Raw genomic sequence first — 24311 nt, 5'->3', positions numbered from 1 at the left:
TGATTTTACCAAAGATAAGAAATTCCTACATTCCAATTGCGTGGCGCAATGGGATTCACGGAGTTATCGTCGTGTACATTATAACTGATGACGTCCCCAATATTTGCCATTTTAGCTCTGATCGCGATGTTTTTATAACGATAAGAAGCAGATACATCGGCTTGCACATAATCAGGTAACTGGATTAATCTGTAGGCGTCGTTATCTACTTTAATGCGCGTGGAACGGCCCGCAAAACGCTCCCCAATGTACACCGTCGTTATGCCTGCTTGAAATCCATTTAGGCGATATGAAATGCCCAAATTAGCCGTGTGACTGGGATTGTACTTCAACAAACTTCCTTCGATGTACGTATTACTTTTCACGTATTTTGTCTCGTTAAAACTGTATCCAGCGTTCAATGTAAATCCATGAATAGACTTAGACATGAGGTCGATTTCGAGGCCTTCGCTTTGGACAGATCCGGCTAATTCCTTTACGTAGGAATAGGTGGTGGAGTTAATTAAGGAGTTTTGGGCTAAATTATTGTTCAAAATTCGGTATGCCGTCACGTTTGCACTCAGTAAACCTCCGAATAACTCATTCTTCACACCTAGCTCATATTGATCAATCAACGAAGGTGGCAAAGCCTGGTTATTAATGTCTACGCCGGAATTAATCGTGAACGAATTAGCATAACTCGCAAAGAAAGAATGTGCCGTTGTGGGCTGGTAAACCAGTCCAAAACGAGGGGAAAAAGCGCCGTCAAAAGTGACCGCTTCCGCCGTTTTTGCAGAACTAAATGTGTAGACCTCGCTAGCCGTTTGCTGATAAGAATAGCGTAACCCAGCCAGTAGTTTCCATTTTTCAGAGATATGTACCAAATCCTGTACATAAATTCCCAAGCGATTCACCGGCCCCGTGGTAGTCGTGGCGCGCGTTAAGGTAGGTTGATCTGTTCGATTTTGATAGGTACGTGATGCGAATACATTCACCGTATCGTAGCGCGCATAGTTGTTATACGCATTCGTCACGGTATTGAAAAAATCGGAATCTGCACCTAGTAAAACCTGGTGATTCATCTGGCCAAGTTTGATGTTTCCGGTCAAATCGATTTGGGCGATGCCATATTTTTCCTGCAAATCCGTCTTTTGCAAATTGCGCACCCAAGTACCATCTGCGCTGATCAAGGCGCCAGCATTCGGACGAGTATTGGCGAAAAGGTCGCTCGAATTTGTGCGTAAACCGCCCATTAATTTCAGCGTCCAATCCGTACTTAAACGATGGGTTAAATTTAAATTCACGCTCGCCTGTTCTTGTTTCATGTATGACCAAGCGACGCCTAAAAAACGCTCCCGAGGCACCTGCACAATTTGGTAATTAATAATTCCTGCGCCAAAATCTGGAGTTCTTTCCTCCTGCAAATAATCCCCCTCTACCAACAGTTCCGTCTTGTCATTTAGTTTAAAAAGAAAGGAAGGATTCACATAGGTCCGCTTCGAACTGACGCCATCCCGAAAGCTATTCGCCTCCTCCACACTAGCATTCAGACGAGCGGCTATTTTCGAAGAGAGGCCACCGTAGATGTCTAAAGTAGGCTTTAAAGCTGACCATGAGCCTGCGCGCAATCCTATTTCACCACCAAACGTAAACTTCGGCTTCTTTGTCACCAGATTCAAAACCCCTCCTGCGGCCACATTCCCAAAAAGAATCGCCGTGCTTCCCTTCAAAATTTCCACCTTTTCTACCCCACTAAATTCCGTCATCATTCCGTTCGCAAATCGCATCCCATTTTTAAAAGTATTCGAACTTCCCATAGCAAAGCCGCGCGCCGCAATTTCCTCTTGGTAGCCCCCTGTCGCACCCATAATGTAGACGCCATTCGTGTTCATCAAGGCATCGCTCATGGTTCTCACTTGCTGTGCTTCTAACAAACTATGATCTAATGTCATCATACTTTGAGGAAGATCCATGGGACGGATGGGAAGCTTGCCTATGCTGACAGGCTTTTCGTTTTGGCTCAATTGACCTACTACCACAATCTCTTTTAAATCGGTCGAGGTTTCTACCAGTTCCAAAGAGAGAGAAAGCGTCTTCCCCTCTTCCAGCTGAATCTTTTGAACCAAGGTCTTGAACCCTACAAAAGAAGCTTGAAGGGTATAGGTTCCTGAAGCTAGATTTTGAAATTCGAATAATCCCTGTTCATTGGATAATTTTCCATTCTTGCCTTCCATTAATCTGACACTGACACCTGAAACGGGTCTAGATTGAAGGTCTTTAACGTTACCCACGAGTTGAGCTGTTTGGCCAAAAATTACGTGGGAAAACAAGGTTAAAAGTAGTATTAGGCGGATGGAAGCAAGCATTTGAGCGTTGTTTTTATTTAGATTGATTAAAAATAATAACCAAAACTACAACGCGATCGCTTGCGATGCAAGCTTATTTAGAATTATTTTAAATAGCCGTCCTAAAAGAGCATAAAAAACCCTCCAATGTTTGCTGGAGGGTTTTCATTGTTTTAAACAAAATCAATTTCTAGCGGCAACTTGCGCAAACGTTTCTTCGTCAAAGCAAAGATCGCGTTCCCTAAAGCCGGCGCAAACGGCGGCAAACCAGGTTCGCCTACCCCTTTGATTTTAGCCCCCTCCGTAATGATTTCTACAATCACTTCCGGAGCCTCGCTCATGCGCGTCACCGGCGTGGTATCGAAATTCTTTTGCTCCACTACCCCATTTTTCAAGGTGATGGCTGGATGAATTGCCGCACTTAGGGCCATTAAAACGGCGCCTTCCACTTGCGCTTTCACGTTATCTGGATTTACGACTGTTCCTAAATCGATGACCACGTATACTTTGTCTACGGACACCGCTCCGTTTTTCGCCAAACTTACTTCGACCGCTTGAGCTGAAAGTCCCGCAAAAAAGTCCCATTGCGCCACGCCGCGGGCTTTACCAGCTGGTAGCGGCTTGCCCCAGTTTGTGATCTCGCGTAATTTTTTCAACACGCGTTTCGTATCGGTATTCGTCGATTGTAAATCGATGCGGAAGTCTAGTGGATCTTTCTCAGCCTTATGCGCCAGCTCATCGATGAAACATTCATGTGCAAATGCCAAAGTGGAACTTGTTACGGAACGCCAAGCGGCTAGTGGCACATGGTAATCCGCAAACACAAAGCTATTCTTCATATTCGGGATGTCGTATTCCTGCGCACTAATGCCCTCGGTCATCATGCTGTCCAGCTTCGTTTTGTCCCAATTAGGCATCGCACTGTCCATAAAACCGGGGCTGATGACCTTGTGTTGGAAGGAAACTACTTGATTCTTTTCAGACAGACCGCCGATCATTTTAGAGAAAGTCATCGGACGGAAAGGCCCCTGCGTCGTCGAGTCTTCACGTGACCAAACCACCTTCACCGGACTGTCCACCTGCTTCGCTACGTTAATCGCCTCCACGATATAATCGAAGTACAATCTTCTGCCAAAGCCTCCGCCTATAAATCCTGCGTGCAACGTAATATCTTCTGGATCAATGCCCATCATTCCGGGCAAACTTCCCATCATGCCCGGACCAGTCACAGAAATCGGTACCTGAGTCGAAGTCCAAATCTCCACTTTCTTTCCCTTCACGTGCACCGTGCAGTTCATCGGTTCCAACGGGTGGTGCGCCACCATAGGCGTCTCATAAAAGGATTCGACCACCTGAGCCACCGGAAGATCCACCGAACCTTTTTGCTTATCTAAAATGCCCTCCTCTTTCGATAGCGCACGTAATTTTTGCTCGTAATCGCTGGAGTTAAATGTCTCAAATCCTTTCGTATCCCAGTCTATTTTCAAGGCTTTTCTTCCTTGAATCGCAGCCCAATAGGTCTTCGCAATGACTGCCACTCCCGTCGAGCTGTATTTTCCAATCACGCGTTCCGCAGACACCACTTTCACCACACCAGGGACTTTCATTGCCGCAGTGGCGTCGAACGTTTTCAGCGTTCCACCTATCACAGGGCATCTTTCCACACTGGAATAGAGCATGCCTGGGACATCGGCGTCGATTCCGAATTCCGCTTTCCCTGTCACTTTTAAAGGGATATCTGGGCGTTTTACGGATTTGCCGAGCATTTTGAAATCTTTCGGATCCTTTAATTTAGGCTCTTTAGGGATCTCTAAAAGAGACGCGGCCTCCGCTAGTTCCTCGTATTTTAACGTGCGATTGGTCGCAGCGTGTAAGACTTTCCCTTCTTTTGCTCTGCAAGATTCTGGGCTAACTCCCCAGGTCTGGCTTGCCGCTTTTACAAGCATTTCTTTAGCGGATGCACCTATCTTGCGGTAGGTCAAATAGCCTTCGCGTACGGTCGAACTTCCGCCGGCCCATTGGCCTGCCCCGAATTCTTTCTCTCCGCTGGTATTTTTGATCGTGATTTGGTCCAAAGACACTTCCAACTCTTCCGCAATCATCGAGGCAACCGCCTGATAAGAACCCTGTCCCATTTCTGGGTTAGGGTTGAAAATCGTGATACCGTTAGCGTCAATTTTAATGAAGGGTGTTAGGGATTTTGCCGTAGAAATAACGGGCGCATTTGCTCCTTTAACGTAGGACAATCCTAACCAAAACGTTAGTCCCGTTGCCCCTGCTTTTTTGATGAAACTTCTTCTAGATTCGAGTGACATAAGGCTTAGGATTTAGTGGATTTAGACGTGTTTTTGGCAGCATTTTTGGCAGCGGTTTGAATAGCTGACTTAATGCGAGAATACGTACCGCAACGGCAAATATTTCCGGACATATAATTCTCAATATCGGTTTCTGATGGCTTCGGATTTGATTTCAACAAAGCAGTGGCTGACATGATTTGGCCCGACTGGCAATAGCCACATTGCGGCACTTGGTGCTCGATCCAAGCCGCTTGAATGATTTTCTCTAAACGCGTCGAGGCGCCCTCAATCGTCGTGATTTTCTGTTTCGCGGTGATGCTCCCTACCGGGGTTTGGCAAGAACGAATAGGTTGTCCATCTAGCTGCACCGTGCAAGCGCCGCACAGGCCCTGACCACAGCCAAATTTCGTTCCTTTCAATCCCACGATATCGCGGATGGCCCACAATAAGGGCATTTCTGGATCCACCTCGATGCGGTGAACTTGCTGATTAATCGACAGTTCGATTGTTTTCATAGATATAGAGAATTCGTCTGCTACTAAATTAGCTCCAAATTCTCTAAAATCGATACACTTTATTCGCCTTTCTTCAACTTATCGTATTCCCGTTGTTCTAAAGATCCGACTTCAATTACATACGCTTTCAGGTATTGAATGGCTAGACCTATACCCCAGCCTAACATAGGCCAGATAGGCCATGGTATGCGATTAATATCTTTATCTTGTGAGGTTAAAAACCAAATAACCCACAGAAAAGGGATGACGATAGAATAAGAACCGAGGCTCCTTTTGAATTTGGCACGGCTTCTCGCAATCGCCCACAATTGTTGGTCTGTACTTTCCATAATATTTCGTGTTTCGGTTTCCAAATCCGGAGCATACAACAAGGTCAAATTCGTCCCCAAAACTTCGCCGATCGCATTCATCGAATACAAACTAGGCTTGCCCTCGTTGCGTTCCATGCGTTGAACGGTGCGCAAAGCGACGCCACTCTTTTCCGATAATTCGATTTGAGTGAGTCCTTTCGTGGTACGGATTTCTTTTAATTGTTCTCCAAAATTCATAGGGCAAATTTGAGATTAAAATCTGGTGCAAAAAACGTCATGCATACGACTTGTAAACGTCATCTTTTAAAATTTTCGATGGCTCTATGCGATCCATCGCAACTGGGTTTTCGCTTCGTTAGGCCACAAATACAATCCGTTATTCCAATCCCTTTTAAAATGTATTTCTCGTTTTTTTCGATGCGCGAGGTGCGCGTTTCGGATTGTTTTCCATCCGTGAAAAATCGAAGATAGGCGCGCTGGCGGCCCGGGGTAAGTTTATCGAAGGCCGTTTTTAAGGCAGGTTTTTTATCAAAAATTGCCGTTAATTCTACCGGATGAGGGATTTCGGTGGACTTCTCCATTTTCAAACCCAGTTTCTCTACCTCGATGGCTTCTAGGATGTAGGCTTTGATGAGCTCTTCTTTGGCCAAAATCTGCTCCACCGAACTGAACTTCATCCAGCGACCTAATTGCGTATGTTCGCCGGGTTTAATCAACATCCCCTCCTCGTCTTGCAACAGTGCCCCATTAAAAAAGTTCAAGGCGCAATGGTCCTTTAGGCTAGAAATTGCAATGATATTTTTCGTACCCACCATGTATACCGGAGTCTTCCACTTATAGGTTTCCACCAGCAAACAGTCGAGCAAAATGCGGCGCAAAAAGGCCATTTCCGCTGACCACTTGTCGGCACTTTGTATGAATTCGTCTACATTCGGATCTTTCATGTGATTAGAAATGGCTACAGTTTTGCTTTCCTATACAAAGAAAGAAAAATCCTATGAAATCTCGTGTGCTTATTGCCTTGCTTTTTGCTTCTAGTTCTTTACTAGCCCAAACGCAACCCGTTATTGTCGCTATGAAAAAACCGACCCTACGCATAGGGAAATTGTCCTTTAAAGATTTAAACCAAAATAATAAACTGGATAAATACGAAGACTGGCGCTTGCCGGCTTCAGAGCGGGCAAAAGACTTAGTATCCCAAATGACCGTCGAAGAAAAACTCGGTTTCATGCTCATCAGTACGACGCGTATGGGCGGAGATCAAGTGTTTGCGAATGGCGTGCAGGGAGGTGGTCCTAAAACGCCGATCACGGAAGGATTTAACGAAGAGGATTTAGTCCAAACGACAAATATGTTCACCCGCAAGCCTTTAGGCGCTCCCAATATGTCTGCGGCGGGAACCACAAAAGGCGTGACACAATACCATCTGCGCCATTTCATTTTGCGCGCGAATGCGTCGCCTGAAATCATGGCCAAATGGTCCAATAACTTACAAGAACTTTGCGAATCAACGCGTCTAGGTATTCCAGCAATCGTTGCTTCGAATCCTCGGAATCATGTCACGACGGATGCGTCTGTTGGTTTAAGTGTAGGCGTAACGGCCTTCTCTAAGTGGCCAGGCGAACTAGGTTTAGCGGCGATGCGCGACTTTGATTTAACACGTAAGTTTGCGGAAACGGCTTCAGCCGAATGGCGTTCGGTAGGTCTTCGCAAAGGCTATATGTATATGGCGGATTTAGCGACTGAACCGCGTTGGGGTCGGGTGGAAGGAACATTTGGGGAAGATGCGGATTTAGCTTCGAAGATGATTACAGAGATTGTTCTAGGCTTCCAAGGAGCTAAACTTTCCAACACCTCTGTAGCGATGACGACAAAACACTTCCCTGGCGGTGGCCCGCAAGTGGACGGACAAGATTCTCACTTTGATTGGGGTAAGTTTGCGCATTATCCTGGAGGGATGTTTGACTACCACGTGAAGCCATTTAAGGCAGCAATTGCAGCTGGAACTTCCGCTATTATGCCCTACTATTCTGCTCCTAAAGGAAAGGAATTCGAGGAGGTGGGATTCTCGTATAACAAAGCGATGATCGGTGATTTATTGCAGGACAAATTAGGCTTCCACGGGATCATCAACTCGGATACAGGCCCTATCGAAATGATGCCTTGGGGTGTGGAAAATATCAGCATTCCTGAGCGCTATAAAAAAGCGTTGAACGCTGGAGTAGATATCTTCTCTGGTGCGGCAGATCCTACGACTTTGATCGAAGTGGTGAAGAGTGGATTGGTTTCAGAGGAGCGCATTAACCAATCGGTGGCGAAATTATTAAAAGAGAAATTCGACTTAGGTCTTTTTGAGAATCCGTATGTGAATGTGGAGGACGCGGTGAAGACGGTGGGTAACAAAGAAGCGGTGGCAGCAGCCGATTTAGCTTTGCGCAAATCCATTGTCTTATTACGTAACGACGACAAGCGTTTGCCTTTAGCGAAGAAGACCAAAGTATACTTCGAGACGTATTTTCAATCAGGTCGTAATCCTGGTGAAGCGATCAAGGTGTCGAAACCTAATTACCCTGGTTTAGAATTCGTGTCCACAAAGGAAGAGGCGGATGTCGTTCTATTGTGGCTAGTTCCCACTTCAGGAGGATTATTCAGCTCGCAGGGTTCGAAAATCGATTTAAATCTATCTAAGAATCGCATCGACGTGAATCACGTGAATGAAGTATTGAATGCCAAACCCACGATCGTAGCCATCAATTACACGAACCCTTGGGTGATTGAAGAGATAGATAAGGGAAAGGCAACCTCTATCATCGCGACTTTCGGGACAACGCAAGAAGCGCTACTTGATATCGTGACGGGAGCTTATAAGCCGACTGGTAAAATGCCATTTACGACTCCTGTGAATCAGGCTGCGGTAGAGGCGAATAAATCAGACGTTCCGGGGTATATGGAAAGTCCGGGATATGGCTTGTTTGCGTTTGGACATGGATTAAGTTATTAGAATATCAGTTTACTTGTTTTGTTTGTATTGGTTAACTAGGTAATTTATAGAGCATTAAGCATCCATAGTAAGTGGATGCTTAATTTTCTTACCTTTGTAGAACCAATAAAATGAAAGATGAAATACAATATATCCTTTCAGGAAAGAGCCAAGTTAAGCATTGCCATCTTATCCAAACAACCTGTAGTTACCTTAAAAGAAGCCAAGGAGCAGGCTCAGTGGCTGAAGAGTACAAGCAAAACAAACAACAAGAAAGAGAGAGTTTAATTCAATTTGCTAACCAAGAGAATTTATGGTTAGCTGATATCAATGTTGAAAATTACGTTTCACAGGGTGCTGAGCAAAAAGTCTATTTAAAAGATGGCGCCTCAGTTTTAAAATTGAATGATGCTATCTATTATGCATCTTGGATTGATTATTTGCACAATCTCCTACTTAATAATTTATTCTTCCCAGATACTGCTTATCAATTGTTAGGTTTCTTCAAAGAACTAGATGTGGTTTATGCTGTCGTAGAGCAACCATTTATTAAAGCAAGCGAAAAAACAGATTTAAGGCTTGTTAAATTATTTTTGGAAAATAATGGTTTCCGAAACACAAAAAATCACGATTATTATAATGCAGATCTAGGTTTAATTCTAGAAGACCTTCATGACGAAAATGTGCTTACGCAAAACGGAATACTCTTTTTTATAGACACTGTTTTTTATATTGCGCCTGACAAAAAATAATTCCAATTATGAACCCACATTTCCCCGCTTTCAAGCGGATCATTACGAATCCGGTATTATTCAAGTTTTTTATTTTCCAAAAGCTATCAGCGGCCTTTTGGGCAGGTTTATCCATTGCCCATTTCGATGAAGAATCGTGTGGCGTGCGAGTAAAATATTCCTGGTTTAGTCAAAATCCCTTTCGATCGATCTATTTTGCTGTGGAATCGATGGCGGCGGAAATGAGTTGTGGGATGTTGGCTTTTGGACAAGTCTACAAGCGACAGCCAGCGGTGAGCATGTTAGTGGAAAAGGTAGAGGCCGTATTTGTGAAGAAGGCGACAGGGGTCATTATTTTTACCTGCGCAGATGGCGCCGCTTTCGAACAAGCTGTCAAGGATGCCCTCGAAAATAAAGAGGGCTCGAAGCTCCTCTCTACTTCCGTTGGGAAAAATGAGGCCGGCCAGGTGGTGGCCGAATTTCATTTTACTTGGACCTTTAAGGCAAAGAACTTATAGGTTGTATTTCAAGCCAACGGTTCCGATTACCTGGCCGTCTGTGATCGTGTAATTGCCAAAGGCTTTGGCCTGAAAATGGGAATTAATGTCATACGAAATCGTCTCAGCAACTCCGGTTAAATCCCCCACAGTTAAGTAATATCCTTGCGTTAAAAATCCCCAGTTCTTGTGGCGGTAATTCGTATTTCCTGAGATTAACGTCACTTTAAAGTCTGAATTACGCGCATTTCCATTTAATATGAAGGACCCTAGGGTCAATTTTTCGTTGATAGGATAAGACATCGTCAACTCGCGTCCGAAGAAACTCGTCACTTTATATTCCTCCGTCATTTGGAAGGCGGGAATGTGGATACCCACAATGGCTTTAAATTTTTTATCAATAAATCGATAACGTGTAAATAAGGCCACCGTAGTAGGCGTCATGCTCTGCATGCGCATCATGTACATCAAGGACCCTGTCAAACGTTTCTTCGGATTGGTTCCTGCATTGATGATGATATTTGGCTCTCTCGAGGTAAAGGCTGGGATGAAAGAAAAGCCTCCTGTGCTCACTTCGATGCTTCCTGTTTGGGCATTCAGGGTGCTGGTCGCGAAGATGATAAAGCAAAGCGTTATTAATTGTTTCATTTTGATACATTAAGATTTTTAACGGTGCAAAGGTACGCTTTTTCTTTCTGAAAACATCCTATGGGTTTTTCAGTTAGTATTTTATGTCCAAAAACCCCATCAACATCGTCTGGTTCAAACGTGATCTCCGCTTTACGGACCACGAGCCGTTGTACCGGGCTTTGGCGTCCGATCTACCGGTGTTATTGGTTTATTTCTTCGAACCATCCCTCATCGCTTTTCCGGACAGCGATATCCGCCACTGGCGATTTGTCCATGAATCTTTGATGGAAATGCAGGGTCGCTTAGAAGACCGAAATGGGACCCTATATATTTTCCATAGTGAAGTTCTCTCCGTGTTTCAGGCGTTGGCAGAGCGATTTGACATACGCCAAATTTTCTCCCACCAAGAAATTGGAAATGATTTGAGTTTTCAACGAGACAAAGCGGTATCTGCTTTTTGCGCGCGCGAAAAAATTGCTTGGAAAGAAACGCGGACAGGTGGCGTTATTCGCCGATTGAAATCCCGTAAAACATGGCAACAACGCTGGGAAGAAACCATGCGACATGAACCTTTTTTTGTTCGGGAAGACAATTGGAATTTGCTGCAATTATCTCCTGAATTTTATGATTCATGGAAAGGTCCCGAATTACCTCTTGCATTCAAAACGCGTAACCCTGTTTTCCAAGAAGGTGGCGAATATTGGGGTTGGAAATACATGAAAAGTTTCATCGAAACCCGACATACTGGCTACAGTTCTTCCATCAGCAAACCCGAGGCCAGTCGGCGGGCATGCAGCCGCATCTCCCCCTATTTAGCCTACGGAAATATCAGCATGCGGATGGCCCACACGTTCACGATGCAGCACTATAAGACCGCTGCAAACAAACGGGCACTTTCCAATTTTACTTCTCGCCTGCACTGGCAAGGGCATTTTATGCAGAAGTTTGAGGATGAATCACGTATGGAGTTTGAACCTGTGAATAAGGCCTATCAAGCGCTGGAGAAAGACCGCGATGAGTTCTTGATTCAGGCTTGGCAAAACGGTCAAACCGGAGTTCCCCTCATCGATGCGTGTATGCGCTGTGTGGTCGCAACAGGTTATTTAAACTTCCGAATGCGGGCGATGGTCGTATCCTTTTTTGTGTTTAATCTATGGCAGGATTGGCGGGATTTAGCGCATTTTCTAGCTCGACAATTTCTTGATTACGAACCCGGTATACATTACCCACAAATCCAAATGCAGGCCGGCGTAACCGGTATTAATACCATCCGAATTTATAACCCGATTAAGAATTCATACGCGCACGATCCAGACGGAATCTTCATCAAAAAATGGGTGCCGGAATTAGCGTCAATTCCGTCTACCTTAGTTCATGAGCCTTGGAAATTAAGTGAGATGGAACAAACTTTGTACGGGGTCAAAATCGGGGTAGATTATCCCGTTCCGGTGGTGGATTTGAGTGCGACGAGGAAGTCAGCGTCGGACCAGGTTTGGGCGATGCGGAAAACGAAAAAGGCCCGGCAAGAGGGGGCGCGAATCCTCCAAAAACACGTGAATAAATGAGCGCATTTCTAATTTTCCCGCATCAATTGTTTGAAGAGACACTCGCTCAAGAAGCGGCTATTCTCTATGTCGTAGAATCTGAATTATTCTTCAAACAATACGCCTTCCACAAACAGAAAATACTGTTCCACAGGGCGAGTATGCGCGCCTTTGCGGACCGACTTCGCGCCGCAGGAAAAAAGGTGGAATATATCGATGCGCAAGATCCACGTGCTTCGGAAGTTGCGCTGGTTTCTTCCATCGAAGGCGCGATAAGCTTGTTCGATCCGAATGATTACTTGCTAGAACGCCGTCTTAGACGCGCAGGTGAAATTCACTTGCTAGCGAGCCCAAATTTCCTCAACACAGACACCTCACTGCTGGGTACGCGTAAGCCTTATTTTCAAACGGCCTTCTACACACAGCAACGAAAAGACCGCGGAATTCTCCTCGAGGAAGACGGAAAACCGATGGGCGGCCAATGGACTTTCGATGCGGACAACCGAAAGAAAATACCGAAAAATACCTTCATCCCGGCACCGTTTCCGGAAACCGCTCCGAACGAGTATATCCTGGAGGCCATCGAGTATGTTACTGCCAATTTCTCAAATAATCCAGGTTCTTTAGCGTGCCCTTTTTCGGGAACTTATTACCCAGTGACACATGACGAGGCTCAGGCTGCATTAGATCAATTTATTCGGGAAAGGATTCCCCTTTTTGGTGATTACGAGGACGCGATTAAAGCGCAAGAAAAGACCTTGTTTCACAGCATTTTAAGTCCTTTGATCAATGTGGGATTGTTAAATCCCGCGCAAGTCATTGAGCATGTCGCAACTTCGAAAGCACCCTTGAATAGCGTGGAGGGATTTATCCGTCAAGTGGTAGGTTGGCGGGAATTTGTGCAATTACTGTATCGCAAAATTGGGGTCCAACAGCGCACGTCGAATTATTGGGGATTTACGAAAGAAATGCCCGCAGCCTTTTATACCGGGACAACGGGTGTGGAACCCATCGACCAAACGATTCGCAAACTGTTAAAAACGGGCTATAACCACCACATCGAACGACTGATGGTGCTAGGGAATTTTATGTTGTTGTGCGAAATCAAACCCGATGCGGTTTATCGCTGGTTCATGGAAATGTACATCGATGCGTACGATTGGGTGATGGTGCCAAATATCTATGGCATGTCACAATTCAGCGATGGAGGTTTGATGACCACGAAACCCTATATCTGTGGCTCTAATTACATCCTGAAAATGAGTGATTATCCGAAGGGCGAATGGCAGGAGATTTGGGATGGATTGTTTTGGCGATTCCTAGATAAACAACGCGAAACGTTCCGCAAAAATCCGCGCTGGGCGATGCTGATCAGTACTTGGGATAAGATGCCTTTGGAAAAAAGAGAAGCCCACCTAAACCGCGCAGAAACCTTTTTAGCTCAATTGTCGGCTTAGTTTATTCCAAAACGAAAAGAAGCTATTGAACTCCCCTTGCAAGCCGGGAGCTAAACTCGGGTGCACTTCGCGAATACCCTGAAAATGGGCATTGATAGGATGATCACGGAAAATGCCTTTCACGTTTAAATCCGCATATTCCCCATAATAGACTTGAATTCCAGGTATATTTTCAGCCAGCGAAAGGATAAACTCGATCGTTTTCGGCGCCATCGGATGCTTCGCAAAATGGCTCGGCTCTAAGACCAAAATCCGGTTGCCTATTTCCCCTTCATGAAAAGTTGGGTCCAATGTGTAATGGGTATAGATGAAAGTGGGAATTACATCGATTAATTCCAGCGGTTTCGTCGTGGGCGGGGTAAACTGAAGTGAAGCCTCTACCGATCTACACAGATGATCGGGGACAGGTTGCGAAGGTAAATCCTCATACTCAAAATCCAAGAAAGTACCACGTTGCTGACTCCCGGTGTATCGATTGATATTCTCCTGATTCGCATAATACAGCTTGTTGCTGAAAGTCCCAGCGCACCATTGCCAGCTCAGCGCGTTGCTGGCTAAATCGCCGTCCAACAAATGGTAATACATCCATTGGGCAGGTTCTAACCAGTGGTATTTGGCCACGTTACAAATCGTCGAGGCCAGGTACATTCGGAGGTGATTGTGGAGATATCCCGTATCTGGGAAGTTCTTTAATGCCCCATCTAAAGCTTGAATTCCTGTGGTAGATTCTAACACCGCTTTCGGGATTCCGAAGCGCTCAATGCCCTCCTGCGGATGGCGGATATCTTCAAAAATAGCATCGCCTTTTTGAAACCAGGTACGGGTATAAAACTCGCGCCACGCTAATTCTTGGATAAATTTTTCAGCCTGTTCTAATCCGATTCCACGATCCTTTAATCGTTTGACGACTTGGGGAACGGTGATAAAACCGCGGGATAAATAGGGAGATAAATAAGACACTCCACCGGTAATGAAGTTCCGGCTTCGTGCATACTTTTCTGGGTCGAATTGATCGATTTGCGCTAATACCTCTTCGCGTTTTGTCGAAAACTTCATTAGCGCTTGCTGATTTTATTCATACTGATGCTACGTTGCAAGGTGCATTTGAAGCGCGGATCTACCGCAACACGTTTTTGCAAGTGTTTCGTGCCGCGGCCCGTCATTCGTTTTCGCCACATGCGGAAACTCGACTCCTTACTATTCAGTCGCATGAATTCGATGACCTCTTTTTCCTTTAGGCCAAACTGAAATTCGATCGCCTCAAAAGGCGTGCGATCTTCCCAGGCCATTTGGATAATGCGGTCAATATCCTCCTCCGAAAACATATTTGCTACGTCTGCACTTTTCACCACAATAGATGATTTGGTCCCAATTCTTCTCCCACTTCTTGCGCCAGGCGAAAGGGCGATTACAGATGGGACAGGTTTTGGAGGGTAAATGTTGTTTTTTAACGCCTTGCATAAAAAAAGGGCTTGCCTATGAATGACAAACCCTTTTCACTGCAAATTGTTTAGACTAGAACAATTTCTCTTGTGGAGGTGTAGCACCCGCTAAACGGATATAGACCGTCGCTTGACCACGGTGGTGCGTTTGATGTTCAAACGCTTTATCGATTGCTTGACCTTTTGTCAATTCAAATCGACCAAATAATTTAACCGATTCTGCTAATTTTGCATCCGGTACATTTTTGATGGCATTAATGGCAAAATCATACGCTGCTAACACTTTGTCCGTCACACTTACTTTCGCTACGTCATTTGATTTTTCCAAATCCTTTACCGTAGGCGCTACATCCGTGGCTGTTCCCACAATCATGTAAATCGCGTCGCTTAAGTGAAGCATTTGACCCGCAAATGACCGCATTTCTTTCGTAGGTTTTAACGCATAACCCGTTTCTGGCATCGCCTCTAAATACTCTTTCGTGTAAGCACGCGCGCGCTCCCATTCTTTAAGCAAATTCGCTTTAGGTGTTTGAGCTGTTAAGCTGGTGGCCATCGCTAAAATGGCAAAAAAGGTGATTAATTTTTTCATGTTCATTATCATTTATAAGGGTTGTTAATTCGTTTATTGACTGTTTTTCCTCTTTATGGGTTATTTCCTCCTAGCAAAAAGGTAATTAAATGAGCTACTTAGCGGGAAATTAACACAGGAATTAGGTTTTTTAAGTACATATAACATTCCAAAGTTGAAAAGACCACTTTTCCTTTTTCAACAGTTGCCAAGTGCTCAGGGATTTTTGCATGAGCAGAACCTTCAAATATATCTATAAAATCAAACCGAGCATAATACTTATTCAAGTTTTTAAATCCTGCAAAATACCTTCGCTCCACCTCAAATGTAGGAACGAAATGTCCCCCATTTTCTACCCTTATTGAAACTCGATTATTCGCTAACTCGAGGGAATCCAAACAAAGAAATATCAGAAAAAGGTCATACCCTTTGGCTTTAAATTTATCAGGCCAGTACATGGGTTCACTATCAAAATTTGTTTCATAAGCGAAATCTTTCCTACTTTTCCATGCTTCTTCAATCTCAACGTTTAAATCCGATGACGCTAAATTATGTGCCATTTGTTCCTTAATATCAATATCTATTAAGGCCCTATAATGGCTTAAGAAATGGGAATCATAATCAAAAGGAACGTATTTGGCGAGGGAACTAAGTACTTTGAAAACGAAGATTTACCAGAGCCATTGCATCCCGCAATCACCGGCAATCGTGATTTATGCATTATGGAATTGAGGTGCTACTTTAGGTGATTTATTCGTATTACCTGATTTAACATGAGACTCATAGACCTTAATTTGTTGTCTAACCGCAGGCATCGCTTTCTCCAATTGCTTTTGAAAAAAAACAACTCGTTTTTCAGTATTAGAAAAGTTTTCCATAATTGGAGAATTATTGAAATACAAAATTACAATTTAATTTCTGTATTAAAATCCAATATGCTTATAATTAACATATTACACTTCTATCTCTCCCTTTAAATATAACACAGCTTCGCCAGCTATCTCCACGCGATCGCCCATTAAGTTACAGGTTAAGTCACCTGTTCTTTGTGATAATTGACGAGCCGTTAATTCCGTCTTACCTAAAATCGAAGCCCAATAAGGTGTCAAAGTCGTGTGCGCTGAACCCGTCACCGGATCTTCATTCACGCCACAAGCTGGCCCAAAAAAGCGCGACACAAAATCCGTCGTTTCACCGGGAGCCGTTACGATAATCCCGCGAACAGGATGCGCTTTTAAGGCTACGAAATCTGGTTGCAAAGCCAAGATTTCCGCTTCCGAATCGTAGACAAATAAGTAATCCGTTTTGCCTTTAAAAACGGCGCGAGGCGTCTGCGATAATCCTATGGCAACCTCTGGTTTTAAGGTTAATTCCGTCAATGAATCAACGGGAAAATTCAAGGCTAAAATGGAGCCATTTTTTGTCACGGATAAAGGACCGCTTCGATGAGAAATGAAGTTGATTTGGTCCCCTGAAAAACCTAATTCGTTAAATAATACATACGCACTCGCTAAGGTCGCATGTCCGCATAAGTCCACTTCAACCGTGGGCGTAAACCAACGGATTTCGAAGTTTTCGCCGGCGGCTACAACGAAGGCCGTTTCCGCTAAATTATTCTCCGCTGCGATGTTTTGCATCACGGCAGCTGGAAGCCAATTGTCTAAGGGGCAAACCGCAGCAGGATTGCCTTTAAAGCGTTCGTTCGTAAAGGCGTCGACTTGATAAATAGGAATTTTCATTAACCTAAAATTACGGCATTTTCTTTAAATCCTTTAATCGTCAAATAAATCCCCAGCGAAAATTCCCACAGCGCAATTGGGACCGCTGATAAGCCGGCGATAGGTGCTCGCTGATCATACACACCATACAAAACGGCTACATCACCGGCTACTAAAGTAAAGGCGCCGATGATCCCAATAATGGGTAAAATGCGAGGGACTAAACGAGTTTGGTACAAGAGTGATCCTAACAATAGCCCATTGATGGCCGGGATGAAACTTTGGCTAATCAAAAACAAACGATCATACAACATCACTAACCCTCGGGAAACCACCTGTGCTTCTGCACCTAGAGAGCGCAAATTCAAGACCGTTAATAGGCTCGCAACTCCCGCAAAAATCAGCGCCGCTTCTAAAATCCGCGCCGCCACAAAACCCAAAGCGAGCATTTCATTTTGCTTCTTTAGGACCGGATAAAACGCCAAAGCCGTACCGATACAGGCCAAAGCCATCACCAGTTCTAACATCCCTCCGAGCACCACATCAGTTGATGGCGCTGAGCTGATAACAAAATTCGGCTGGTGAATTTCGTGGTAAAGCGATAAAGTGGGGATGGAAATAAAGGTGAGCAGGTAAAGAATACCGGCGGTCAGGGAAGTTTTGCGCGATGCTGTCATGGAAGCAAGTACGACAATTTAAACATCTTTAGACCCGTCTATTATATAAACGGCGATTGAGCGCAGCAGATATATACCAAAATGTTGATTATTTGGGTTATAGTTAATCGAAACAACCCAAATAATTAAATTTTTGGGTTATATTTCGAAATGGAAACGACAAAAATCCCTCTACTGCCTTTGCATCAGGATATTGAAACCAAAGCAGTTTTGCGTAAATCAGCGTTAGCACACCAGGCTTTGGCAGAATTTAAAGGGGTCATCAGTAGCCTTCCAAATGAACGTATTCTTTTGGAAACGTTAGCCCTTAGAGAGGCGAGGGAAAGTTCCGCGATAGAAAACATCATTAGCACATTTGATGAAATCTATCGAAGTAGTTTTCAAAACCAGCAGTTTGCTAGCCCTGCAGCTAAAGAAGTTCACCAGTATGCAAAAGCATTAATTGAGGGCTTTGACCTTGTTAAAACAAATGGATTACTTACGAATAATACAATCCTGCAAATCCAAGAAGTCGTTGAACAAAACAAGGCCGGTTTTAGAAGGCTTCCCGGCACAAAATTATTAAATGATCAAACAGGAGAAGTTATTCATACACCCCCACAAGACTACGATACCATCCTTAACTTGATGCAAAACCTGGAATCCTTTATCAATGATGATTCGATGATGGACCTTGACCCATTAATAAAGATGGCTATCATTCATTATCAATTCGAAAGTATTCACCCCTTTTATGATGGTAACGGCAGAACTGGACGAATTATTAATGTATTGTATTTGGTCCAAAAAGGACTCTTAACTTTGCCTATTCTTTATCTAAGCAGCTACATCATCGCCCATAAAAACGACTATTATCGATTACTTCAAGAAATCCGTGTAAAAGAGTCGTGGGAGGCATGGATGTTATTTATCCTAGATGGAGTAGAAAAAACGGCTAAAGAAGGGATTATATTAATTCAAGCGCTCCGATTATTGATGCAAGAACAAAAAAGCCAGATTAGAGCATTGGCACCTAAACTATATAGCCAAGACCTACTAAATAGTCTTTTCAAATACCCTTATACCAAAATAGAATACCTACAGAAAGATTTAAGGGTTAGCAGAAATACGGCCATTCGCTATTTGGATGATTTGGTTAGCGCCAATATCTTGGTAAAACATAAAATAGGTAGGGAGAACTATTATGAACACGTGAAATTATTTAAACTATTAAGTGGTCAAAAAAATGCTACCTGATCTTTTCGAAGAATAAACGAGAACCTTTGGCATCCGACATAAACGCATCCTCCTGAAATACGAGATTTCCATTTACAAACGTACGTTTTACTTTAGCAGAAAGTCGCTCCCCCACTACCGGTGCCCATCCACACCTATAAAAAAGAGATGTTGTGGTAACATGCCACGGGGAATTGGGCTGCATTTCCACTAGATCTGCATAGTAGCCTTCGCGTAGATACCCTCTGTCCTTCAAACGGTAGATATCCGCTACCCGATGACTGGTTTTTTCGACAATTTGTTCGACGGAAATTTCCCCCCGAGAAGCTAATTCAAACAGGAGCGGCAAGGTATGCTGTACGATGGGCGCACCCGATTTCACTTGTTCGTAGGTTCCTTGTTTTTCTTCCTTACTGTGAGGCGCGTGGTCTGAGGCGATAATATCGATCCGCCCTTCTTTCAATGCCTGGATTAACGTTACCCGATCAAATTCCGTCTTGATGGAGGGATTCCATTTAATATCGCCCCCACTTTTTTCATAGTCTTTTTCCGTAAACCACAGGTGATGAATACAGGCTTCTGCTGTTACTCGTTTGTTTCTATAATCGGTAGAGGCGGGGAAAAGCATCGCTTCTTCGCCAGTGGAAATATGGAAAAAATGGAGCCTGTTTTGGTGTTTTGATTGTATGTCCAAAACCCGTTTTGTGGCCGTCACGCAGGCCCCCGTACTTCGAATTTTAGCATGTAAAGCAAAAGTAATTTGGCCTTTCGTTTCGGTAAAATACCGCTCGTAATTTTGATCAATAATGGATTCGTCCTCGCTGTGTAAGGCAACCAAGGTTTCTGCACGCGAGAATAATTTTTCCAAATATTCCGGGTTATTCGCTAGAATTTGTTGTTCATTAAAGTACAGCCCATCATCCGTAATGCCACAAACACTCTCGTTATCTACCCGCAAGGCCTCCTCTAAATTGCCAGCGGTTACCCCCATAAAAAAGGAATAATTCGCGAGCGATTGCTGCGCCGCTGCTTGGTATTTTTGTTCCAATAAATCGCGGGTTAGCGTATTCGGAATAGTGTTAGGCATATCCATAAAGGAGGTTACGCCGCCTGCAACAGCTGCTCTAGATTCTGTGGTTAAATTGCCTTTATAGGTTAATCCCGGATCTCTAAAATGCACCTGATCATCGATCATTCCGGGGATCAAATAATTCCCCTGAAGGTCGAAAACATCTGCATTGGGGTCAGAAATATGGGGGGCTATTTTTTCAATTCGACCGTGATGAATCAACACGTCCGAAAAAAAGGAGGTGCCTTCATTGACGATTTTAGCGTTTACAAGTACTTGTTTTTTCATTTCGCGGCTGCTCTTTCAAATCGGTCATTAATGGTACGTCCCAAATTATAATTAGGCAGACGCTCTACAATAATTAATTCCACCCCTGATTTTTCTAATTGATGCAAAGCGTCATACATGTTTGCGGCCGCCTCTTTAAAACTTCCACTAGGAGAGAGGATATGGTTGATGGCGACTTTGGGACTATCAATTTTCACTTCTTTAAACCATAAAATAGCCACTTTCTTTTGCTGAACGGCACTCAGCATAAACAGCGGTTCATAGCTAATAATTAATTCACATAAGGGCGAATAATGCTTCTTGCTTCTGCCGGGTGCGAGGTGCAAGGACTCAGAGGATGTTCTGTCCAAAATACGTCCGGCTACCTCCTCAATTTGCTCTATGGAAATAGCGCCATGCCGCAGTAAAACGACCTCATCTCCATCAAAAGAGAGAATGGTCGACTCTACTCCTGCCTCGCAATTACCGCCTTCTAAGATGGGAATTTGGGGGAAATAATCCTCCACATGCGCAGCGCAGGTAGGACTAATTCGATTGTAGGGATTTGCGCTGGGAGCCGCTAGTGGAAAATCTAGCGCTTCCAATAACGCTAAGGTTTTACGGTGCTTAGGCATTCGTATCGCTACCGTTGATTGCTGAGCAGTTATCGCGTCAGAAATCAAATCGCTTTTAGGCAAGATTAAGGTTAAAGAACCTGGCCAAAAACGCTCCGCCAATAGGGTTGCTTTGAGAGGAAAATACGAGACCAAAGTGCGCGCTTGATCCATCGATTTGACGTGGACAATCAAAGGGTTCGTGTTAGGCCTTCCTTTGGTACTAAAAATCTTCGCAATCGCTTGCTCATCGTAAATGTTAGCCGCTAAACCATAGACGGTTTCCGTAGGAATTCCGACCACTTCACCTTTTTCTAACTGGTCTTTAACAAAAGATAAATCTGACGTAATCATCTACTTCAATAAGGGAAATTAGCCATGGATAATTTGCATATATAATGGCAAACCAATCGTGACATTGAGTGGGAATGTGACGCCCAGAGCCATCGGAATATAGATCCCCGGATCCGCTTTAGGTGCCACCAAGCGCATCGCTGCAGGGACTGCAATGTAGGAAGCGCTGGCTGCTAAAATGGAAAATATCAGTCTATTCCCTACATTATCTGTGATGAATTGGGAAATAAAGGCGACACAAACTCCATTAAAAAGTGGCACTAGCAAGGCAAAAAGCAGTAAAAACGAACCTTGTTTTTTGAATGCCTTAAACCTGCTAGCCGCCACCATCCCCATGTCTAATAAAAAGATGGCTAAAAAGCCCTTGAAAATGTCTGAAGTAAAATGCTTAATTCCAATAGATTGAGAGGAATCGGACACAAAACCGATTAATAAACTTCCAAAAATCATCAGTACACTTCCATTGGTCAGTGAATGTTTCATAGCTCCCTTCCACTGCACGGGGGCATTCTCTTTTTTATCTGGGAATAGATTCAGTAGAATAACCCCCATAATAATGGCCGGAAACTCCATGGATGCCATGACGGCGACCATTTCCCCTCCCACCTTTAGGTCATTCATTTCTAAAAAAGCGACCGCAGAAACAAACGTAACTGCGCTGACAGAGCCATAAGAGGCCGCGATAGCTCCCGCGTCAGAGGAATTTAATTTAATTCTTAAAATGAAATAGGAGTAGAGCGGAATAATCAGCGCTAATAACATACCAAATAAGAGACTAACAATTACTTCATTCGTAATTCCAGTGACCGCTAGTTCACTTCCCCCATTAAATCCGATGGAAAATAGCAGATACAGTGAAATGAAGTTTTTTGATGCCGCCGGAACCTCTAAATCACTCTTGACATATTTCGCAAACACCCCCAAGATGAAAAACAATAAAGTGGGATTTGTCAAATTAAAAGAAAGTAGTTCAAAGTTGATCATATTTAATTGCCTTGTGTAAAAGGCGGAGGGCATGCTGCTTGATTCTACCACAAAGTAAATCACTAAATATTGATAATTTTTATTTAAGTTTATAATGCAATACATAATGACACGTTATGAACTATACACTAAATCAACTACAGATTTTCTTGAAGGTGGTACAAACCAACAGTATCACAAAGGCTGCTGAAGAACTAAACCTTACACAGCCCGCAGTTTCCATTCAGATCAAAAACCTACAAGCGCAGTTCGACATTCCTCTGATCGAGATCATCGGGAAGAAAATTTACATCACGGATTTTGGAAAAGAAATTGCGGAATCTGCTAAAAGCATCTTGGACCAAGTCTATGCCATTAATTACAAAACGATGGCGTTCAAAGACCAGCTGGTGGGTCGTCTAAAAATTTCCATTGTATCCACAGGCAAATATGTTTTACCCTATTTTCTGAGCGATTTCCTGCGTACGAATCCCGGCGTGGAAATAAGTATTGACGTAACTAACCGAGAAAAAGTACTCGAAAGTCAACTCGAAAACGAAGTAGATTTTAGCCTCGTTTCAGATGCTTTAGACAACCCCACCTTTGACTCCATCGACCTACTTTCAAACGATTTATACCTCATTGGTAACAGTGAAACGGCTAAGATGAAGCCCACCTTTAATTACCAAGATTTCAAAAATGAACTTCCCCTCATCTTCCGTGAATATGGGTCAGGCACGCGAAAAATAATGGAAAGTTATTTTAAAAAACAGGGGGTAGATGGCTTGAAAAAAATTGAATTAATGTCAAATGAAGCCGTTAAACAGGCTGTCATTGCCGGTTTAGGCTATTCCATCATGCCCATTATAGGCATTAAAAATGAAGTCAAAGCAGGGACTTTAAAAATTATCGAGCGAGAGGGTTTGCCCATCTCCACGAAATGGAAATTAATTTGGCACAAGGACAAAAGTTTGTCCCCCGTTTCCAAAGCGTTCTTAACTTATGTAGGCGAAAATAAAGACCAGATCAAGCAGAAATACTTTCAATAAAAAAGCCAAGCAAAGGATGCCTGGCTTTTATAGATTATTTTTTCATTAATTAAACTAACACAAATGAATTGAGTCAGAGTCGTTTGCGAACAAATCTAGGCAAGCGTAATGAATAATAAAATTTAAACTATTTTATAAAAACCATAAACAGAACTTATAACCACTTCTTCCGCCTAAACCACACATAAATCAAACCGCTGAGCAGCATCATAAACCCGAGTAATGCCGGATAACCCCAGCGTTCTCTTAGCTCTGGCATGTAATCAAAATTCATCCCATAAATCCCCGCCACAAAGGTTAATGGCATAAAAAATACGGAGAAAATCGTCAAGACCTTAATCACATCATTCGTCTTCTGCGCGGAAATCGACAAGTAAAAATTCACCAAATTGGATACATCTTCATGAATCTGATCATAGATGTTCAACAACTTTAAATGCAAATCGCGTGTGTCCTGCAAGTCATCCGATTCGGAATCTGGTAATTTAATGGAACTAACCGCCTCCTGACTAAACAATAATAGCTTTTTACTCATTAGCGATTTGCGTTTGATTTGGTATAATTCAGACAACATTTGAGGTGTCAAATTCTGCGAAAACACTTTGCTTTCAAAATCATCTAGCTCGTTTGACAAGCGCACCGCCGGTGTTTCATAGGAATGCAAAATATGCCAAAGCATTTTGGCAACAATGGATTCCACTCGCTTAAAATCGCCCTTGTCAAAAAGCTTTTCCTTGACCTCGTCCATAAATGCATGAGGCAAACGATGCACCGTAATCAACAACCCGGGGCGGTAAAAAAAGGCAATTTTAGTCGAGATGGATTGAATCGAAACTGATTGTCCGGCACTAATTGGAATGAGCACCCGCGTAATGATAAAGTGTGTTCCATCTATATCCTCGTGTTTCGGAAGGTGGTCTGGTTGCAGACAAGCAAAAGTCGCGTATTTATTCAAGCCATATACCTGACTAATTTCCTCTAATTCGGAGGATGTGGGTGCCGTGAGGTCAACCCATTCAAGCTTTTGGTTAGGACATTTTGATTTTACGATTGCCATAATAGTCTAGAGAAAATCAAAAATAGAAATTA

General features: G+C 43.5%; 25 protein-coding genes. 7 read left to right on the top strand and 18 right to left on the bottom strand.

What is annotated here, in order from left to right:
- Positions 1–5 precede the first annotated feature (5 nt).
- From EWU21_RS04985 to EWU21_RS04965, 5 genes are all read right to left on the bottom strand, one after another.
- Positions 6–2345, bottom strand: coding sequence for a TonB-dependent receptor (locus EWU21_RS04985; protein ID WP_130895705.1), 2340 nt, complete (start codon positions 2343–2345; stop codon positions 6–8).
- 152 nt (positions 2346–2497) lie between these two features.
- Positions 2498–4639: a xanthine dehydrogenase family protein molybdopterin-binding subunit gene (locus tag EWU21_RS04980; RefSeq protein ID WP_130895704.1), complete on the bottom strand. Its 2142-nt coding sequence runs from the start codon at positions 4637–4639 to the stop codon at positions 2498–2500.
- A gap of 5 nt (positions 4640–4644) precedes the next feature.
- Complete coding sequence (locus tag EWU21_RS04975; RefSeq protein ID WP_130895703.1) at positions 4645–5136, bottom strand: (2Fe-2S)-binding protein; 492 nt, start codon at positions 5134–5136, stop codon at positions 4645–4647.
- 59 nt (positions 5137–5195) lie between these two features.
- Positions 5196–5684 carry a helix-turn-helix domain-containing protein gene (locus EWU21_RS04970; RefSeq protein ID WP_130895702.1) on the bottom strand — a complete coding sequence of 163 codons (489 nt, stop codon included), beginning with the start codon at positions 5682–5684 and terminating at the stop codon, positions 5196–5198.
- A gap of 59 nt (positions 5685–5743) precedes the next feature.
- The gene (locus EWU21_RS04965) at positions 5744–6391 is read right to left on the bottom strand and encodes a DUF1801 domain-containing protein (RefSeq protein WP_130895701.1); all 648 of its coding nucleotides are present in this window, start codon (positions 6389–6391) and stop codon (positions 5744–5746) included.
- Between the two features lie 53 nt (positions 6392–6444).
- Here EWU21_RS04965 and EWU21_RS04960 point away from each other — a divergent pair, with 53 nt between their 5' ends.
- The 3 genes from EWU21_RS04960 to EWU21_RS04950 all read left to right on the top strand — a co-directional run bounded on the left by EWU21_RS04960 (position 6445) and on the right by EWU21_RS04950 (position 9676).
- Entirely contained in the window at positions 6445–8448 is a 2004-nt protein-coding gene (locus tag EWU21_RS04960; RefSeq protein WP_130895700.1) for a glycoside hydrolase family 3 protein, read from the top strand.
- Between the two features lie 110 nt (positions 8449–8558).
- Positions 8559–9179, top strand: coding sequence for a putative polyvalent protein kinase domain-containing protein (locus EWU21_RS04955; RefSeq protein WP_130895699.1), 621 nt, complete (start codon positions 8559–8561; stop codon positions 9177–9179).
- 8 nt (positions 9180–9187) lie between these two features.
- Positions 9188–9676: a DUF4442 domain-containing protein gene (locus EWU21_RS04950; protein ID WP_130895698.1), complete on the top strand. Its 489-nt coding sequence runs from the start codon at positions 9188–9190 to the stop codon at positions 9674–9676.
- Here EWU21_RS04950 and EWU21_RS04945 read toward each other — a convergent pair.
- A complete protein-coding gene (locus tag EWU21_RS04945) occupies positions 9671–10303 on the bottom strand; it encodes a hypothetical protein (RefSeq protein ID WP_130895697.1) in 633 nt (210 codons plus the stop codon). The two genes, EWU21_RS04950 and EWU21_RS04945, sit on opposite strands and share 6 nt — an antisense overlap.
- Positions 10304–10386: 83 nt before the next feature.
- Here EWU21_RS04945 and EWU21_RS04940 point away from each other — a divergent pair, with 83 nt between their 5' ends.
- Positions 10387–11850, top strand: a complete 1464-nt coding sequence (locus tag EWU21_RS04940; RefSeq protein ID WP_130895696.1) for a cryptochrome/deoxyribodipyrimidine photo-lyase family protein — start codon at positions 10387–10389, stop codon at positions 11848–11850.
- Complete coding sequence (locus tag EWU21_RS04935; RefSeq protein WP_130895695.1) at positions 11847–13286, top strand: cryptochrome/photolyase family protein; 1440 nt, start codon at positions 11847–11849, stop codon at positions 13284–13286. Before EWU21_RS04940 ends, EWU21_RS04935 begins: the two co-directional genes overlap by 4 nt.
- On the opposite strand, the gene EWU21_RS04930 is transcribed toward EWU21_RS04935, so the two are convergent.
- The 8 genes from EWU21_RS04930 to EWU21_RS04900 form a co-directional block, all read right to left on the bottom strand.
- Entirely contained in the window at positions 13266–14342 is a 1077-nt protein-coding gene (locus EWU21_RS04930) for an FAD-binding domain-containing protein (RefSeq protein ID WP_130895694.1), read from the bottom strand. The two genes, EWU21_RS04935 and EWU21_RS04930, sit on opposite strands and share 21 nt — an antisense overlap.
- Positions 14342–14611 carry a TIGR03643 family protein gene (locus EWU21_RS04925; RefSeq protein WP_130895881.1) on the bottom strand — a complete coding sequence of 90 codons (270 nt, stop codon included), beginning with the start codon at positions 14609–14611 and terminating at the stop codon, positions 14342–14344. Before EWU21_RS04925 ends, EWU21_RS04930 begins: the two co-directional genes overlap by 1 nt.
- Positions 14589–14747: a DUF2256 domain-containing protein gene (locus tag EWU21_RS04920; protein WP_130895693.1), complete on the bottom strand. Its 159-nt coding sequence runs from the start codon at positions 14745–14747 to the stop codon at positions 14589–14591. The genes EWU21_RS04925 and EWU21_RS04920 overlap by 23 nt, the downstream gene beginning before the upstream one ends.
- 54 nt (positions 14748–14801) lie before the next feature.
- Positions 14802–15317 (bottom strand): DinB family protein, encoded by a 516-nt coding sequence (locus EWU21_RS04915; RefSeq protein ID WP_236633173.1) that lies wholly within the window; start codon positions 15315–15317, stop codon positions 14802–14804.
- A 98-nt stretch (positions 15318–15415) separates the two neighbouring features.
- Positions 15416–15856, bottom strand: a complete 441-nt coding sequence (locus EWU21_RS04910; protein WP_130895692.1) for a hypothetical protein — start codon at positions 15854–15856, stop codon at positions 15416–15418.
- A gap of 153 nt (positions 15857–16009) precedes the next feature.
- Positions 16010–16174, bottom strand: coding sequence for a hypothetical protein (locus tag EWU21_RS11265; protein WP_161566476.1), 165 nt, complete (start codon positions 16172–16174; stop codon positions 16010–16012).
- 75 nt (positions 16175–16249) lie between these two features.
- Positions 16250–17035 (bottom strand): PhzF family phenazine biosynthesis protein, encoded by a 786-nt coding sequence (locus EWU21_RS04905; RefSeq protein WP_130895691.1) that lies wholly within the window; start codon positions 17033–17035, stop codon positions 16250–16252.
- Complete coding sequence (locus EWU21_RS04900; protein WP_130895690.1) at positions 17035–17691, bottom strand: DUF4386 domain-containing protein; 657 nt, start codon at positions 17689–17691, stop codon at positions 17035–17037. Before EWU21_RS04900 ends, EWU21_RS04905 begins: the two co-directional genes overlap by 1 nt.
- A 150-nt stretch (positions 17692–17841) precedes the next feature.
- On the opposite strand from EWU21_RS04900, the gene EWU21_RS04895 reads away from it, so the two are divergent.
- Positions 17842–18927 carry a Fic family protein gene (locus EWU21_RS04895; protein ID WP_130895689.1) on the top strand — a complete coding sequence of 362 codons (1086 nt, stop codon included), beginning with the start codon at positions 17842–17844 and terminating at the stop codon, positions 18925–18927.
- Here EWU21_RS04895 and EWU21_RS04890 read toward each other — a convergent pair.
- From EWU21_RS04890 to EWU21_RS04880, 3 genes are read right to left on the bottom strand one after another with little or no spacing between them, the layout of a single operon-like run.
- On the bottom strand, positions 18920–20263 hold the full coding sequence (locus EWU21_RS04890; protein WP_130895688.1) for a dihydroorotase: 1344 nt from the start codon (positions 20261–20263) through the stop codon (positions 18920–18922). The two genes, EWU21_RS04895 and EWU21_RS04890, sit on opposite strands and share 8 nt — an antisense overlap.
- Positions 20260–21210, bottom strand: coding sequence for an L-threonylcarbamoyladenylate synthase (locus tag EWU21_RS04885; protein WP_130895687.1), 951 nt, complete (start codon positions 21208–21210; stop codon positions 20260–20262). Before EWU21_RS04885 ends, EWU21_RS04890 begins: the two co-directional genes overlap by 4 nt.
- Before the next feature lie 18 nt (positions 21211–21228).
- Positions 21229–22194 (bottom strand): sodium-dependent bicarbonate transport family permease, encoded by a 966-nt coding sequence (locus EWU21_RS04880; protein WP_317127220.1) that lies wholly within the window; start codon positions 22192–22194, stop codon positions 21229–21231.
- Between the two features lie 116 nt (positions 22195–22310).
- Here EWU21_RS04880 and EWU21_RS04875 point away from each other — a divergent pair, with 116 nt between their 5' ends.
- On the top strand, positions 22311–23222 hold the full coding sequence (locus EWU21_RS04875) for a LysR family transcriptional regulator (RefSeq protein ID WP_130895686.1): 912 nt from the start codon (positions 22311–22313) through the stop codon (positions 23220–23222).
- 154 nt (positions 23223–23376) lie between these two features.
- On the opposite strand, the gene EWU21_RS04870 is transcribed toward EWU21_RS04875, so the two are convergent.
- Positions 23377–24279: a magnesium transporter CorA family protein gene (locus EWU21_RS04870; RefSeq protein WP_130895685.1), complete on the bottom strand. Its 903-nt coding sequence runs from the start codon at positions 24277–24279 to the stop codon at positions 23377–23379.
- Between the last annotated feature and the right edge of the window lie 32 nt (positions 24280–24311).

The organism is Aquirufa antheringensis (assembly GCF_004307425.1).
GTDB lineage: Bacteria > Bacteroidota > Bacteroidia > Cytophagales > Spirosomataceae > Aquirufa > Aquirufa antheringensis.
This window is presented reverse-complemented; position numbering and strand designations above follow the sequence as displayed.